The sequence below is a fragment of the Mucilaginibacter lappiensis genome, from assembly GCF_050433765.1.
Lineage (GTDB): Bacteria > Bacteroidota > Bacteroidia > Sphingobacteriales > Sphingobacteriaceae > Mucilaginibacter > Mucilaginibacter lappiensis_A.
In genome coordinates this window covers 55842-70705 of sequence record NZ_JBNPWP010000007.1, presented here as the reverse complement: position 1 = coordinate 70705, position 14864 = coordinate 55842, and the positions used below count along the sequence as shown (strand labels likewise).

The 14864-nt window shown below is 40.7% G+C and carries 16 protein-coding genes; 12 read left to right on the top strand and 4 right to left on the bottom strand.

The features are described 5' to 3' along the window. Positions 1–126 precede the first annotated feature (126 nt). Both M2273_RS20515 and M2273_RS20510 read right to left on the bottom strand, forming a co-directional pair. Positions 127–900, bottom strand: coding sequence for a GDSL-type esterase/lipase family protein (locus M2273_RS20515; RefSeq protein ID WP_429399640.1), 774 nt, complete (start codon positions 898–900; stop codon positions 127–129). A 159-nt stretch (positions 901–1059) separates the two neighbouring features. Beyond that, positions 1060–3180, bottom strand: coding sequence for a prolyl oligopeptidase family serine peptidase (locus M2273_RS20510; protein WP_429399639.1), 2121 nt, complete (start codon positions 3178–3180; stop codon positions 1060–1062). A 346-nt stretch (positions 3181–3526) separates the two neighbouring features. Between M2273_RS20510 and M2273_RS20505 the strand changes: the two genes are divergently transcribed. Continuing rightward, complete coding sequence (locus tag M2273_RS20505) at positions 3527–4279, top strand: hypothetical protein (RefSeq protein ID WP_429399638.1); 753 nt, start codon at positions 3527–3529, stop codon at positions 4277–4279. 76 nt (positions 4280–4355) lie between these two features. Here the strand turns inward: M2273_RS20505 and M2273_RS20500 are convergent, their stop codons facing one another. Both M2273_RS20500 and M2273_RS20495 read right to left on the bottom strand, forming a co-directional pair. Then, positions 4356–4700: a hypothetical protein gene (locus tag M2273_RS20500; protein WP_429399637.1), complete on the bottom strand. Its 345-nt coding sequence runs from the start codon at positions 4698–4700 to the stop codon at positions 4356–4358. 169 nt (positions 4701–4869) lie between these two features. Beyond that, complete coding sequence (locus M2273_RS20495; protein ID WP_429399636.1) at positions 4870–5124, bottom strand: hypothetical protein; 255 nt, start codon at positions 5122–5124, stop codon at positions 4870–4872. A 115-nt stretch (positions 5125–5239) separates the two neighbouring features. Between M2273_RS20495 and M2273_RS20490 the strand changes: the two genes are divergently transcribed. From M2273_RS20490 to M2273_RS20440, 11 genes are all read left to right on the top strand, one after another. Further along, positions 5240–5995: a UDP-2,3-diacylglucosamine diphosphatase gene (locus M2273_RS20490; RefSeq protein WP_429399635.1), complete on the top strand. Its 756-nt coding sequence runs from the start codon at positions 5240–5242 to the stop codon at positions 5993–5995. 206 nt (positions 5996–6201) lie between these two features. Continuing rightward, the gene (prfA, locus tag M2273_RS20485; RefSeq protein ID WP_429399634.1) at positions 6202–7275 is read left to right on the top strand and encodes a peptide chain release factor 1; all 1074 of its coding nucleotides are present in this window, start codon (positions 6202–6204) and stop codon (positions 7273–7275) included. A gap of 320 nt (positions 7276–7595) precedes the next feature. Next, positions 7596–8543: an FAD:protein FMN transferase gene (locus tag M2273_RS20480; protein ID WP_429399633.1), complete on the top strand. Its 948-nt coding sequence runs from the start codon at positions 7596–7598 to the stop codon at positions 8541–8543. 189 nt (positions 8544–8732) lie between these two features. Then, complete coding sequence (locus M2273_RS20475) at positions 8733–9077, top strand: hypothetical protein (RefSeq protein WP_429399632.1); 345 nt, start codon at positions 8733–8735, stop codon at positions 9075–9077. A gap of 18 nt (positions 9078–9095) precedes the next feature. Next, the gene (locus M2273_RS20470) at positions 9096–9971 is read left to right on the top strand and encodes a hypothetical protein (protein WP_429399631.1); all 876 of its coding nucleotides are present in this window, start codon (positions 9096–9098) and stop codon (positions 9969–9971) included. An 8-nt stretch (positions 9972–9979) separates the two neighbouring features. Next, positions 9980–10663 carry a response regulator transcription factor gene (locus M2273_RS20465; protein ID WP_429399630.1) on the top strand — a complete coding sequence of 228 codons (684 nt, stop codon included), beginning with the start codon at positions 9980–9982 and terminating at the stop codon, positions 10661–10663. 3 nt (positions 10664–10666) lie between these two features. Next, complete coding sequence (locus M2273_RS20460) at positions 10667–12001, top strand: sensor histidine kinase (RefSeq protein ID WP_429399629.1); 1335 nt, start codon at positions 10667–10669, stop codon at positions 11999–12001. Between the two features lie 226 nt (positions 12002–12227). Continuing rightward, the gene (locus M2273_RS20455) at positions 12228–12908 is read left to right on the top strand and encodes an OmpA family protein (RefSeq protein WP_429399628.1); all 681 of its coding nucleotides are present in this window, start codon (positions 12228–12230) and stop codon (positions 12906–12908) included. Positions 12909–13061: 153 nt separating this feature from the next. Continuing rightward, positions 13062–13451, top strand: coding sequence for an HYC_CC_PP family protein (locus M2273_RS20450; RefSeq protein WP_429399627.1), 390 nt, complete (start codon positions 13062–13064; stop codon positions 13449–13451). Between the two features lie 74 nt (positions 13452–13525). Continuing rightward, on the top strand, positions 13526–14026 hold the full coding sequence (locus M2273_RS20445) for a heavy-metal-associated domain-containing protein (RefSeq protein WP_429399626.1): 501 nt from the start codon (positions 13526–13528) through the stop codon (positions 14024–14026). A gap of 22 nt (positions 14027–14048) precedes the next feature. Continuing rightward, the gene (locus M2273_RS20440) at positions 14049–14849 is read left to right on the top strand and encodes a hypothetical protein (protein ID WP_429399625.1); all 801 of its coding nucleotides are present in this window, start codon (positions 14049–14051) and stop codon (positions 14847–14849) included. Positions 14850–14864 lie beyond the last annotated feature (15 nt).

Sequence of the window (14864 nt, the reverse complement as noted above, 5' to 3'; positions counted from 1 at the left end):
GAGTATAAAATAAATCAGTCATGCCGAATTTATTTCGGCATCTCATATACTGAACTGTTGAATATGTTGACTAACCCGACTTGTGGGATCCTGAAACAAGTTCAGGATGACATTTTTCTATTATCATTAAAAATTACCCTTTATCACCCGCTCAATCGCCCTGCCCCAAAACTCACCCAGCGTAGCCGCGCCCTTTTTATTAGGATGCAGATAAAAGGTTCCTTGTTTGCCTTTTTCAGGAATCAGCTCTGATGGATGATGTTTTCTGAAATAGCTGAATGCCTTTTTATCGCCCACAAAAACCTTTTTGGGGTTGGTAACAGCATAAGCAGTAACCAGGCTATCGAGCTTAGGTACGTAGCTTTCCAACCGGGATAAGCCTTCCTGCAAATACATGGAACCATTGTAGGTATTATTACTATACCATATAGGGTGCTGAAATATGATGATCGCTTTTGGAAAGCCTGCCAATAGCTTATCAGTAATGGTTTTTACGTTTTTTATATAATCCTGGGGTGATACGGGCGCACCATGCGGACCATGTATGGCACTGTCATTAGTGCCAAGCTTCATCGAAAAGATCAATAGCGCATCTTTATCAGTAAATGCATTGGCGGCCGCTTCAACTTTAGCAAAAGTACCGGTACCTGGTAAAAAATCAAGCGTGGTATAACCGCTGTGACCCTGGTTACTAAATTCAACCGTGCCTAAATTCCTTTGCAGGCGCAGCCAGGCAATGGCAGTAGCCGGCGGTGCCTCTGTAGCCGGATCTTTTAATTGTACACCCTGTGTTATGCTGTTGCCGATGAAAACAACATTGATGTTTTGTTTTTTATTCTGGGCAAAAGAGTGTGAAATACTGAATAACAGTACCGTAATAAAGAAAAAATATTGTTTCATAATTTAGTTTACTGGCTTTCTCTTAAAATTCCCCTCTTGAGAGGGGGCGCGTGGTTTTGTGTAGTGGTAGGGGTGTGTTCTTCACTGTTACCCCCCCTCCACCCCTCTCAAGAGGGGAATCGCACATGCCATGCTTCTTTATTTCATCCCCCCCAACTACTACCACTTCACTCCCATATTCCAAAACATGAATGCCCACTTATCAACCTGCCCGCTTATCACCTGCGCGGTTGACTGGCCTGCGCCATGACCTGCCTTGGTTTCAATGCGGATAATTGTTGGAGCTGTGCCTTTTTGGTATTCCTGCAGGCGCGCACCAAACTTAAACGAGTGTGCCGGTACTACACGGTCGTCATGATCGGCAGTGGTGACCATAGTGGCCGGGTATTGGTTAGGTTTTAATGCGTGATATGGCGAATAATTATACAGGTAATTAAACATTTCTTTCGAATCTTCGGCCGTGCCGTAATCATAACTCCAGCCTGCACCAGCGGTAAATTTATTATAGCGCAGCATATCCATAACACCAACTGCAGGGAAGGCTACTTTAAACAGATCCGGACGCTGGGTAAGCATGGCTCCAATAAGCAGACCACCATTTGAGCCACCCGAAACTGCTAAGTAATCTTTCGACGTGTATTTATTTTTGATAAGGTATTCGGCAGCGGCAATAAAATCGTCAAATACGTTTTGCTTTTTCATTTTAATACCCTTGCGATGCCAGGTTTCGCCATACTCGCCACCGCCGCGTAAATTAGGTACAGCGTAAATGCCTCCATGTTCCAGCAGTATGATGTTCGATGTGCTGAAGGCCGGTGTTAAACTGATGCCAAAACCGCCGTAAGCATACAGCAACGTAGGATTTTCGCCATTAAGCACCGTACCTTTTTTATAGGTGATGATCATGGGGATCTTTGTTTTATCCTTTGAGGTATAAAACACCTGTTTTGACTCGTACTGCTCAGGATCAAACTTTACACCCGATTTTTTATATATGGTTGATTTCCCATTGGCGATATCCAGTTTAAAAATAGTTGGCGGGTATACGTAGCTGGTAAAGGTATAATAGGTTTCTTTTTCTTCCTTCTTGGTACCAAAACCCGCCGCTGTACCAACAGAAGGCAGCATGATGGTGCGCTCCAGCTTTCCATTCATATCATATTGCTGTACAAATGAGGTGGCATCCTTCAGGTATTCGGCAAAAATTTTACCGCCGCCTGTACTTGCGCTTAATACGTTTTTAGTTTCGGGGATCAGGTTTTTCCAGTGTGTTACTGTCGGGCTTGCGGCATCAACTGTAACAATTTTAAAGTTGGGCGAGTAAATATTGGTTAATATATACAGCTTGCTGCCCACATTATCAAGCACGGTATGCTGGTTATCAAAATTATCAATCACGTTAATAATACTGCTGCCGGGTTTGCTCAGGTCTTGTATATAAAGCTCATTACCTGTGGTTGATGTAGCGGCCGTGATCACTAAAAAGCGTTCATCTTCGGTAAGGTAAGCGCCTATATAACGGCGGGGTGTTTTATCGCCTCCAAAAATGAGCTTATCGGTACTTTGAGGTGTACCCAGTTTATGGTAAAATAATTTGTGATACTGTGTCATACCAGATAACTGACTGCCGGCCTTGGGTTTATCATAGCTGCTGTAATAAAAGCCGTCTGTACCTTTCCAGGCAAGGCCGCTAAATTTTATATCGGTAAGGGTATCGCCAACTACGGTTTTATCATCCGTTTTTATCACGATCACCTTGCGCCAGTCTGAGCCTCCTTCTGAGATCTGATAGGCAGCCAGATCGCCATCTTTGGTAAAGTCAATACCCTGTAATGATGTGGTGCCATCGGCCGAGAATTTATTTGGATCTAAAAACATTTCGGGCGTACCGGTATCACCTACCTGCCGGTATAAAACCGACTGGCTTTGCAAACCATCGTTCTTATAAAAGTAAGTGTATTTGCCTTCTTTAAAAGGGGCGCTGTATTTTTCATAGTTCCACAACGTTTCCAGTTGCTTGTGCATTTCCTCACGATATGGAATTTGCCCGAGGTAGTTCTGGGTAACCTTATTTTCTGCTTTTACCCACTCTTTAGTGTCGGCAGCCTGGTCATTTTCCAGCCAGCGATATGGGTCTGGCACCTGGGTTCCAAAATAAGTATCAACGGTATCAATTTTTTTAGTTTGGGGGTAGGGAAGTGTTTTTATAGTCATTTGTTGTGCATGGATATAGCTGCAAAATAAAACAGCCAATGCTAATAAACAGGTAGTTCGTTTCATGTTGATTTAAATTGCAAAGAACTAAAGATAGGAATTTGAGTATGAAGGCGGCAAGTGATTTAGTACATTAAAGGTTAAAAGTTGTTAATTTTACCCGTTGCTGCTGTTTAATTGAGCGGGGCAAGCTATATTAGCCCCCGATTATGAAAAACAAGCATTAGCTGAACCCGGCCGTTAAATAACGCGGGTATTTTAGCGATGGGTGCCAGTGTAATTATTTATTTACAATGGAATTTTTATTATCTGTGCCCATATTGATAATAATGCTTTTTTTTACACGTTTGCTAAACCAAATAAACAGGGTAATTGGCAAAACTTATATAGTTTATTAGTACAATTTTACAACATGAAACAAACCTTTACATTACTTACGGCCGCCCTATTTATGCTGATGGCGTTTAACTCGCGGGCCCAGGATACTAAAAGTGACGATGATGAGCAGGCAAAACTTAAAAGCTACATCAGTATATTTGGTGGTCAGTCAAATCCATTTGGCGACTTTAAAAAGACTGATTACAGCAATGTAAAATCGGGTTTCGCTAAAAAGGGTTTTGTATTTGGTATTGACGGTGCTGTTTATTTTTACAAGCATTTTGCTATAGGTTACACTGTATCGAAACAGGACCAGGGTAATTTAACCTTTGATGATGATCTAAAAATTTCACAAGGGTATACTGATGATTTTAAAGCTGATGGCTCAACGGTTACAGCCGATAAACGTTACAGAAGCTACAACATTTTACTGGGCCCTCAATACACATTTGTATACCACCGCTTTAGTTTTGACCTTAGGGCATCAGCCGGCGTTATAAAAAATACCGCTACGCCCAGTATAGCAGTGGCTATTGACGGGGTTGCAGCGCAAACCGGAACGTTTACACAACAAAGTTCAAAAGGAACAGCATTTGCTTATGGCGGCAGTGCGGCACTTAAGTTTAATATGGGCGCCGGCTGGGGCTTATTGCTTAAAGGAAATTACATTGAATCAAAAGGACCAAGCATTACCACTACCGGCCGTACCAGCAGCATTGGCCGTATAGTTACCAAACAACCTATGACCGAGGGTCAGCTTGTGCTTGGTTTACTTCATGAGTTTTAATCAATAAATACTGCAGGTTTTTACCTGCTGCTTATAAAAAAACAGGCACCCGGTTAAACCAGGTGCCTGTTTTGCGTTAATGTACCTGAAACTGTTCAGGTTGGCTGGCCACCACTTCGGGCTGATCCCTAAACATTTCAAAAATCCCGGTTACACAGATCTGCTTACCCTTAATATGCGGCAGATCAAGCGCTGTTTTGTTGCCTTTTACTGCTATGGTATATTTTTGCCGCGGATAAGCCGCGCCCATATTGAGCAGGGTAAGTGTATCGCTCACAATTTTTAGCGAATAAACGGTATCGCAAAGTGTGCCTGTTTTACCAAGGTTATTTTTAAAATCAGCCGCGTTAAACGTGTGCTGCGCCATTGCCGCGCCCGCAGAGGCTAATGACAAAAGGGTTAGAAATAGTACTTTTTTCATTATTATATTATTGTGAGCTTATTCGTTTCATAAAAGCATAACAAGTTACAGCCGTGTATTAACACCCGGCAATTATCATCAACTTGATTATGTAACCTTAGTTATCATTTTAGTCACGCTAATCTGATGATCGTTCATTAAGCTTTTTAGATACGGATTCAAGCTTTTATCACTGCTTAATATTGTGCTTATCGCTGTCGTTTTTATCGTTCAGCTTATCGGGGGCGGGGGCAAAACCATCCTCAAAATTTAAAGTATATGCAGATTCTGATGCCCGGCTTGCGGCATTGAGCCCAGCCACATCGGGTTCACTATTATCAAGTATTTGATTGCCGGTATCCTTACCTTCGCCTTGTTCAAACTCATTGCCGGGATCTTTATCCTCCTGGGCATCGTCAAGATTTGGATTTTCTGGAATAGCCATAATTTTAGTTTTTAATGTATTTTTTATAACCCTAAAGATACGGTGTTGTTTGACGGTAAGTATGTAACAATCTTTATCTTTTACCTTTGGCGGTTAAAATGTATTTTTGCCCGGTATGTCAACCCGTAACAAACTTTACTTCGCATCTGATTTTCATTTAGGTACTGGTGGCTATGCCGATAGCCGTAAACGCGAAGACAGGATTGTGAGCTGGCTCGACAGTATAAAGACTGACGCCGCCGAACTGTTTTTAATGGGCGATGTTTTTGATTTTTGGTTTGAATATAAAACGGTAATACCCAAAGGTTATATCCGATTTTTGGGTAAACTGGCCGAACTTACCGATGCTGGCGTAAAACTTTATCTTTTTAAAGGCAATCATGACATGTGGATGTTTGACTATTTTAAAAAGGAGCTGGGCGCAACCATCATTAGCGATGAATTAAAGATAGAGCGTAACGGCAAAAAGTTTTTCCTGCACCATGGCGATGGTCTTGGCCCCGGCGATGGTTTTTATAAAGTTTTAAAAAACTTTTTCCGCAGCAAATTTTGTCAGTGGCTTTTTGCAAGGCTGCACCCCAATTTAGGCGTGGGTATTGCCAATTACTGGTCAACAAATAGCCGTATCAGTAACCTGAAAAAAGAAGATCCCAAACCCGGCGAGCAGGAATGGCTGGTAACTTTTTGCCGCGAAGAGTTGAAAACAAATTTTTACGATTACCTTATTTTTGGCCACCGCCATTTACCACTTGATATACAGCTAAATCCCAAAAGCCGCTACATAAACCTGGGCGAGTGGGTAAATTTCAGCAGTTATGCCGAATTTGATGGCACCACACTTGCATTAAAGAGTTTTGAGTTTAAGTATTGAGTTACAAGTAAAGAACTTATATTTTTTAACTTAACGCTCAAGACCCTGCAACTCAGAACTTACAATACACTGAATTATATATGCCCGAAAATGCGTATTTTTGTGCGCTTTTTGCAGTATGCCAGTAAACCGACCGAAACGTAAAGACTTTCATAGCCGGACAATCATTAACCATAGCTTGCTGCGATAGATATTGAAGATAGTATATGTTAGAGAAATTAGAACTGATATTTCAACGCTGGAAAAACGTAGAAGCAGAATTGAGCAATCCCGAAGTAATGCAGGACATGAAACGCTATGCTCAGTTAAACAAAGAATATAAAGACCTTGCCAAGATTGTTGATGAGTATAACATTTACCGCAACATCATGAGCAATATTGATAGCAACAAAGAAATTCTGGCTACCGAAAAGGATGATGAGTTTCGTGAAATGGCCAAAAGCGAACTGGACGAGCTGATTACCCAGCGCGACGAGAAGGAAGAGCAAATACGCCTGATGCTGATCCCTAAAGATCCGGAAGACTCTAAAAACGCCCTTGTGGAAATTCGCGGTGGTACCGGCGGTGATGAGGCTGCCTTATTTGCCGGCGACCTTTACCGCATGTATATGCGCTATTGCGAAAAACGCGGCTGGAAAACTGAACTGGTTGACTATACCGAAGGCACAAGTGGCGGTTACAAGGAAATTGTATTTAACGTAAATGCCGAGGATGCTTACGGTACATTAAAATATGAATCGGGTGTGCACCGTGTACAACGGGTACCTGATACCGAAACACAGGGCAGGGTACACACGTCTGCAGCTTCGGTTGTGGTATTGCCCGAGGTTGATGAGTTTGATATCGACCTGCAGGTAAGCGATATCCGCAAGGATCTTTTTTGTGCATCAGGACCAGGCGGACAATCGGTAAACACTACTTACTCTGCCGTTAGGTTAACCCACATCCCTACCGGTATTGTGGCACAATGTCAGGATCAAAAATCACAGTTAAAAAACTATGATAAGGCTTTGCAGGTATTACGCTCAAGGGTGTATGAAATGGAGCTGCAAAAACACCTGGAAGAAACCTCTAAAAAACGCAAAACCATGGTTTCAACCGGCGATCGCTCGGCCAAGGTACGTACCTACAATTATCCGCAGGGCCGCTTAACCGAACACCGTATTGGGCTTACCATATACAACTTACCCGGTGTATTGAATGGCGATCTGCAGGAAATACTGGAATCACTGCAATTTGCCGAAAATGCTGAAAAGCTTAAAGAAGGCACTGTAGTTTAAGGCACCAAAAGATACAGGGCTATAAAGATTAAGATAACAAGAATCAAGATAGTTTTAATGGGATGCCGATCAGCAAATCGGCATCCTGATATAAAGTTGAAATAAATACCCTCCTCTCTAATCAATTGTAAGTCAATTGTTAAATAATGTAAAAAACGCCGTTTTGCGGCAATTGTAATCCATTTTTCATCTTATTTTCATATAAGTCGGCTATTTTAGTTTTTATAGCGTAGTGATGTAGCACTTTTGCCTGCACTTTCGTATTGACTTTAGCGCATTGCATCACTGTTATTTTTTTGAACAATAACTAAATTTTATTTATGCTGGCTGTAAAAACTTTAACCAATAATTTAACCACTTACAGGCGTACTGTGCGCTTAATGGGTGATAAATTTGAAATTAGTGTAGTTGGGAACGATCCCTTACTGGCCGATGAACAAATTGACATTGCCATCAATGAAATTAACCGGGTTGAAAAACTACTGTCGACCTTTAGCGAAGACAGTAATATTAACCGGATCAACCGCAACGCAGGTATAGAACCGGTAAAAGCCAATGCTGAAATTTTCAGGCTTATTGACAGAGCACTGCAAATATCAGAGCTTACCCACGGGGCTTTTGATGTTACTTATTTTGCGGGAACCGGCTACACTGGTGATGATGCCGCTCTTGCCGAAAATGCAGATGTTAAAATCGCACCTTCGCCGGTAATGCTTACCAATTACAAAAATGTAGTGATCGATGCCGCTAAACAAACCGTTTTTTTAAAGGAAAAAGGAATGCGCATTGGTTTTGGCGCCAATAGTAAGGGTTACGCTGCCGACAGGGCAAAATATGTTTTGCAAATGAATGGTGTAAGCAGTGGTGTTATTAATGCGGGGGGTGATTTGCTTACCTGGGGTAACCAGCCTAACCTGAAACCCTGGACAGTTGCTGCTGCCGACCCTGAGCAAAGGAAACAACCATTTGCACATCTCAATATAAGCAATTTAGCTTTTGCCACCTCGGTTAACGCCGAAACATATGCCAGCTTCAGCAACAAAAAATTTGTGAGCGTGATGACGGCAAAAAAAGGCTTTCCGGTGAGTGAAATTACAAGCGTAAGCATCATTAGCCCAACTGCCGAATTATCTGATGCCATGGCGTCGCCTATAATTAATATAGGTGTTAATGCCGGCTTGTATTTAATACACCAGCTAAACCAAATTGCCTGTATCATCATTGACGATCAGAACCGCATATATACGTCAAAGGATGTTAGTATCTGATATAAGCTTTATATAAACACGTTATAAATACTCCAACAAACCTGCATCTTCAACGTTCATTTACTTTAGTATTTTGAGCACAAAACACTAAAGTAAATGAAATTGATATTAACAGTCCCCCCTCCCCTTAGGTTTAACTGTTTAAATTGACCGATATTTGAAAATAATTTTAAGTTTTTCTTACTCTCAATGATAAAGTGGTTTGCGTATATTGTCCTGATATTAATATTTGCACCAGTTTTATTGTTTGCCGGCGTTAAAAACAGTCGATTTTATCCTGTTTACAACAAAAATAAAATTGAACTGCAGGATAATAAAATATTAAAAGATACTTTATTATCAAAAAACACCAAACAACGCGAGCAGGACGAAAAAAATAAAATTAAAGGAGTAGCGAAGGCAAAAAAGCAGGCAAAGCCCGAAAAGGTTGATGATTCAGGGGTGCCGGTGGTACCCAAACCAAAACCTAAAAGACAACGCAGGCCCGAAGGATTGGAACGCCCGCCTGAAATACCCAGAAGAAATAGCAATTAAACAATTTACCAATTATTGATGAAGTACCTTTGCTTACTTTTTTTTGTTGCCAGTAGTAATGCCTTATATGCTGCAGGTATTGATTGGAAACTTTTTACCGGCCGTGGCCATCAATTAGTTTCTGATACCGATACCATCATCAGGAAACGGTCTGTTTCTGTTGGTGTAAGTTATGGTAGCGATGCACTGTTTTTCGGCCGTACAGGGCCAATTAAATATCCGTTTTTAACCGGCGATGCCATATATAATAGTAAATCGGGTGTGTTTGTTTATGCTTCTGTATTAAAGGTTTTGGGTTATGCCCCGGTTGATGAAGTTGATATAGGCGGAGGGTATTTTTATAAATTTTCAAAAGCATTTTCAGGGGCGGCCAGTTATACCCGGTTTATTTTTAACAAAAATGCTAATGTTATTAAATCGGCATCGTCAAATGATATCAACTTAAAAAACTCGTATGACTGGAAATACCTTAAATCAACGGTTATCCTTGATTATCTCTATGGTAAATCGAACGATTTTTTTATTACCGTAAGCCATTCTAAATACTTTGAAAGCAGCTGGAGTGTTTTTGACGACCAGGATTATTTGTCATTTAACCCATCATTTAACTTTATTATGGGTACACAGAACTTTGTACAGCGATACGAAATAGATCATAATTACCAGCATGTAATATCATCCACTATAGTGAAGCACATTGACCCGGGTGCCGCACGCAGAAACAGGGAGTTCAATATGCTGAACTATAGCTTTAAAGTGCCGGTTGCCTACAACAGGCCGCATTATACGCTGGAGGCATCATGGCGTTACTCCATGCCTGTAAACGTTGAAGGAACACTGGAAAACCGTAGGGAATCATTTTTTAATTTTACATTTTACTATCTTTTTTATTAAGCGGGCTTATGAATGTGTTGATCATCGAAGACGAAAAAGCCCTTGCACAGGAACTTGAAATATTTCTGACCAATTATAATTATATCTGCGAGGTATGTTTTGACGGGACATCCGCCTCAGAAAAAATTGCCACCAATTTATATGATTTTATTTTGATAGATCTTGGCCTGCCTGACTATGATGGGCTCGATCTGTTAAAGGAGGCTAAAAAAATGGATACAGAGGCAGCCTGCATCATACTAACCGCCCGTGCCGAAATTAACGACCGTATAAAAGGTCTTGACCTTGGTGCCGACGACTACTTGCCCAAACCATTTTCATTACTGGAGCTGCAAAGCCGTATGCAAGCCATCATTCGCCGTAAATTTGGGGTAAAAAATAACATTATTGAACTGGGCGGCTTTTTGATCGATCTTACCAACCGCACCATATCCTATTATAACAGTGTGGTAAATACCATCACCAAAAAGGAATTTGACCTGATTGCGTATTTAATTTTACACAAGAACAGAACCCTGACACGTATGCAATTGAGCGAGCACATTTGGGGCAGTGTGGTAAATAATGATTACGACTCCAATTATATTGACGCGCATATAAAAAATATACGAAAAAAATTAAATGCCTTTGCTCCGCCCGATTGGCTGGAGACCGTACGGGGGCTGGGCTATAAAATTAAGATCAACGCTTAAGTATTGAGACTCAGAACCAAACTTACGCTTTTTAACGCCATATCAAAACTGGTGATCGTAGTACTGTTTGTATTGCTGGTACCCGTATTGATCAAGAACATTAGCAGTAACTATGTTGATAGTAAGCTTACCAAACAAAAGAACAAGCTGCTGCAAATAGTAAAAACCCGGGGTATTGAAGCTTATATTGAAAACGGCGAAAGCTACGGCAGTTACCTGCCGCTTAAAGAGGAGTATATAAGTTTAGATGAGGTAGACCCCAATTATTTTTCAGATACCATTAAAAGGGGCAAACGCCTGTTTAGCGAGGGCGACACACTCGAATACCGGATACTAAGTCATACATTTAAGGTTAAAAATAAAAATTATCTGCTCGAGATTGGTAAAAGTGTGGATACACTTGATGAAACCAGCACGCCACTGCAAAATATTGCTTTCCAGGTATTGCTGGGTATGATACTGCTCACTATTCTGGCCGATCAGTTTTACTCAAATTATGTGCTTAAACCATTGCGGCTCATTATAAAAACAAAACTTGTGGGGCAAAAGTTTCCAAACTTTCACTCCTACCGCAAGGTACGCACCACTACTACTGATTTTGAATACCTGGATATCAGTATACACAAAATGATGGAGACCATTGCCGATAAATTCCATAAAGAAAGGGAGTTTATTTCTAATGCTTCGCACGAATTAATGACCCCTATATCTATCCTTCAGTCAAAAATTGAAAACATGTTCGAAGAGGAGGATATTAGTGATGAGCTAAAGGTACGACTGCTTGAAATGCAGAAAATATTGAACCGCCTAAAAAGCATTACCAAAACCCTGCTATTGATATCACAAATTGAAAACGAACAGTTTTTAAAGGAAGATAAAGTTTCTGTTACCGACCTGTTGCAGGATGTGTATGACGAAATTTCTATACGCCTGCAGGAAAAGGACATTAGTTATAATATATCAGTACCTGATAACTGGAATTTTGTAAACATTAATAAATTCCTGCTGTTCAATTTATTTTTTAACCTGATCAACAACGCTATTAAGTACAATCGCGAGGGAGGGCACATTAATATAACCGGAACTGCGGGGCATGACAATTTCATGATCAGCATAGCCGATAATGGTATAGGGATTGACGCCAATGCCATGCCTTTTATATTTAACCGCTTTAAAAAATTCAGGCAATCGTTACAACAGGATAGTTTTGGACTGGGCTTACCCATTGTTAAATCAATAGCCGCGTTTCACGATATCGAAATTGAAGTAGTATCAGAAAAAGATGCCGGCAGCACTTTTAAACTAATTTTACCGGCTACATTGGTTGTTATTGCCTAACACCGCTCCCGCGTTTGTAGCGACAATTTTACATTTCTTGTACTAAAAAGAAGCCAATTTGTAAAACATTGCCAAATCGACCGTTACGGTTTTGAAAATTACTTTCCTAAATATTAAAAAAATATAGCAATAGTGAGCATTTACAGCCTTTAAAACACAATAGGTATTTTTTTTTGTTTTTGGCATTTGCTTTGCAAACAGCCTTATAAAACATATCATAATTAATATGAAAACTCTTAAAATTAAGATAGCCACCTTAAGCCTGGCTTTAGCTACTGCAGGTATTTTAGGCTCCGGCTGTAACTCATTAACCAAAACACAAAAGGGCGCTGCTATTGGTGCTGGTGCTGGTGGTACTGTAGGTGCTTTTATTGGTAAGGCCGCAGGTAACACCGCTTTAGGCGCTATAATTGGCGGTGCTGTAGGTGGTACTGCCGGCGCATTCATTGGCCGTAATATGGATAGGCAAGCTGCCGAAATTAAACAAACAGTACCAGGTGCTACTGTAACCCGTGAAGGCGAAGGCATTTTGGTTAAGTTTGATTCGGGTATACTATTTGATACCGACAAAGCCGATCTTAAACCAGCTGCTCAAACTAACCTGCAAAACCTGGCTGCTTCATTACAAAAAAATGCAAATACCAATATTTTAATTGTTGGTCATACTGATGATACCGGTTCTGATTCACACAATATGGATCTGTCTGTTAGAAGGGCCCAATCCGTAAAATCATATATTGTTGCCGATAATGTTAACGCATCACGTTTAACAACCAGCGGTAAAGGCGAAGCCGAACCAATTGCAGATAATACAACTACTGCTGGTCGTGCACAAAATCGCAGGGTTGAAATAGTTATTGTTGCTAACGATCAAATGAAACAACAGGCTAAACAAGCTGCCCAATAATAACCATATAATAAAAAGATCAAGTTAATTTTAACAAAAAAACCTGACCGCGAGGGTCGGGTTTTTTTGTTGCTATATTTTTTCCTTTCCTCCGGTTATTAAAATACATAAAAACAATTTGTAATCAACAAGTTAATCAGTTATTTTTGTGATATGATGAAAAGATCAGGAGCTTTATTATTGACTATGCTGTACACCGTTACAGTACTGGGCTTTGCTCTTAATCTGCATTATTGTGGCACACAAATAGCCTCTGTTAATATTGATTCGCCAGCCGTTAGTTGCAAAAAGATGCAGGATTGCGGCAAAATGAAATGCTGTAAGGATAAACAATTACAGATCAAAGTAAAGGATGCCCACCAGGCCGAACCTATTTCGATCCTCTCAAAACTGTTTGGTTTTGATATTCAACGCTTATCTTTTTCTGGCTTTTTCTCCCCGTCACAACAGTCATCCGTTAATTCATCATTTGAACGCGCACCACCTGACATATCCTGGCAAAACATTGCCACATTTATAAAAAACTGCATTTTTCGCATTTGATAAACATTAATTGCCCGTATAATACCCGGTAAAATTGCCGCCAGTTTATTTCCAACAATTAATTAAAAAATCAAATGAAAACGATCAAAATATTCATCATTCTGTTTGCCCTTACAGTTACGGCTGCAAAGGCCCAGTTCACCAAAGCCGAATTACAGGTTAGTGGCCTAACCTGCGCCCTTTGCGCTAAATCAACAGAAAAAGCATTACGTTCCCTTCCCTTTGTAAGCGACATTAAAACCGACCTGATGCATAATTTATACCTCATCACCTTTAAAGATGATGTACCTGTAAAATTTGAGCAGATCAGTAAAAAAGTACAGGGGTCCGGTTTTTCGGTAAATAGCCTTAAGGCCACCTTTAATTTTGATAACACTAAAATTGCCGACAATTATTTCAGCTACGCGGGCGATACCTACAGGCTATTGAACGCCGCTGACAAAACATTTACAGGCAGTGTTAGCTTCACTATAGTCGACAACGGCTTTGCTCCAAAATCGGTTTCAAAAAAATATCTTGGCCAGGTTACTGATACCACCCCAGCAAGTGGCCGTGTTTATCATTTAGCTATATAAGTCTTCATTAAAGATTATTATCATGAAGAAAATCTTATTGGCTATTTGCCTCATGGCTATGATGTGCCCTGTATTTTCCCAGGAATTGTATGTAAATACCGAGCCTGCCAGCAATATGGCCACCGGCTCCCTGGGCCTCCGTATTGAGAACCAGGGATTTTTTAAACCCACTTATAAAAACCGCAGCACTTTTGAGGCCATGTATGGCGTTAACCGGCATTTAATGGTACACGGTTCATTGTATGTTTCGGATTATTACTTCAACAACCAGCATTTTGAAGGAGGCAGTGTGTACGCCAAGTACCGTTTTTTATCCATAGATACGGTACAAAAGCATTTGCGGGGCGCATTTTTTGTAAAAGCATCAAGCATTAACAACCCGCTGCCTAATCAGGAAATAACACTTGAAGGTGATAACTCAGGTGTACAAAGCGGTGTAGTATTCACGCAGCTCTTACACAAATTAGCGCTATCCGCTTCGGCAAGTTATCTGCGTGCTTTTGATAACAGGGGCGGCTATGCCCTGCCCCAGTCACAAGCCAAAAATGCTGCAGCCTATACATTATCAGCCGGGTACCTGCTGTTACCTAAAAATTATCGTGATTACCAGCAGGTAAATGTTAACCTGTATGTGGAGTTATTGGGCAAAACCAATCCGGGCAAGGGCCAAAGCTACCTTGACGCGGCGCCCGCTGTGCAGTTTATTTTTAACAGCGTTTGCCGGCTTGACCTGTCATACCGTACCCCGCTTTATAACGATATGGTACGCAACAGCAAAAACATGTACCTGCTTAGGCTGGAGTATAATTTTTTTAATCTGTAAAGAAATCAGGTAGGG

Coding starts and splice junctions, on each gene's coding strand:
- M2273_RS20490 (WP_429399635.1), top strand. CDS start 5,240: ATGTCAACCCGTAACAAACTTTACTTCGCATCTGATTTTCATTTAGGT.
- M2273_RS20440 (WP_429399625.1), top strand. CDS start 14,049: ATGAAGAAAATCTTATTGGCTATTTGCCTCATGGCTATGATGTGCCCT.
- M2273_RS20455 (WP_429399628.1), top strand. CDS start 12,228: ATGAAAACTCTTAAAATTAAGATAGCCACCTTAAGCCTGGCTTTAGCT.
- M2273_RS20480 (WP_429399633.1), top strand. CDS start 7,596: ATGCTGGCTGTAAAAACTTTAACCAATAATTTAACCACTTACAGGCGT.
- M2273_RS20475 (WP_429399632.1), top strand. CDS start 8,733: ATGATAAAGTGGTTTGCGTATATTGTCCTGATATTAATATTTGCACCA.
- M2273_RS20470 (WP_429399631.1), top strand. CDS start 9,096: ATGAAGTACCTTTGCTTACTTTTTTTTGTTGCCAGTAGTAATGCCTTA.
- M2273_RS20500 (WP_429399637.1), bottom strand. CDS start 4,700: ATGAAAAAAGTACTATTTCTAACCCTTTTGTCATTAGCCTCTGCGGGC.
- prfA (WP_429399634.1), top strand. CDS start 6,202: ATGTTAGAGAAATTAGAACTGATATTTCAACGCTGGAAAAACGTAGAA.
- M2273_RS20450 (WP_429399627.1), top strand. CDS start 13,062: ATGATGAAAAGATCAGGAGCTTTATTATTGACTATGCTGTACACCGTT.
- M2273_RS20510 (WP_429399639.1), bottom strand. CDS start 3,180: ATGAAACGAACTACCTGTTTATTAGCATTGGCTGTTTTATTTTGCAGC.
- M2273_RS20515 (WP_429399640.1), bottom strand. CDS start 900: ATGAAACAATATTTTTTCTTTATTACGGTACTGTTATTCAGTATTTCA.
- M2273_RS20445 (WP_429399626.1), top strand. CDS start 13,526: ATGAAAACGATCAAAATATTCATCATTCTGTTTGCCCTTACAGTTACG.
- M2273_RS20505 (WP_429399638.1), top strand. CDS start 3,527: ATGAAACAAACCTTTACATTACTTACGGCCGCCCTATTTATGCTGATG.
- M2273_RS20495 (WP_429399636.1), bottom strand. CDS start 5,124: ATGGCTATTCCAGAAAATCCAAATCTTGACGATGCCCAGGAGGATAAA.
- M2273_RS20465 (WP_429399630.1), top strand. CDS start 9,980: ATGAATGTGTTGATCATCGAAGACGAAAAAGCCCTTGCACAGGAACTT.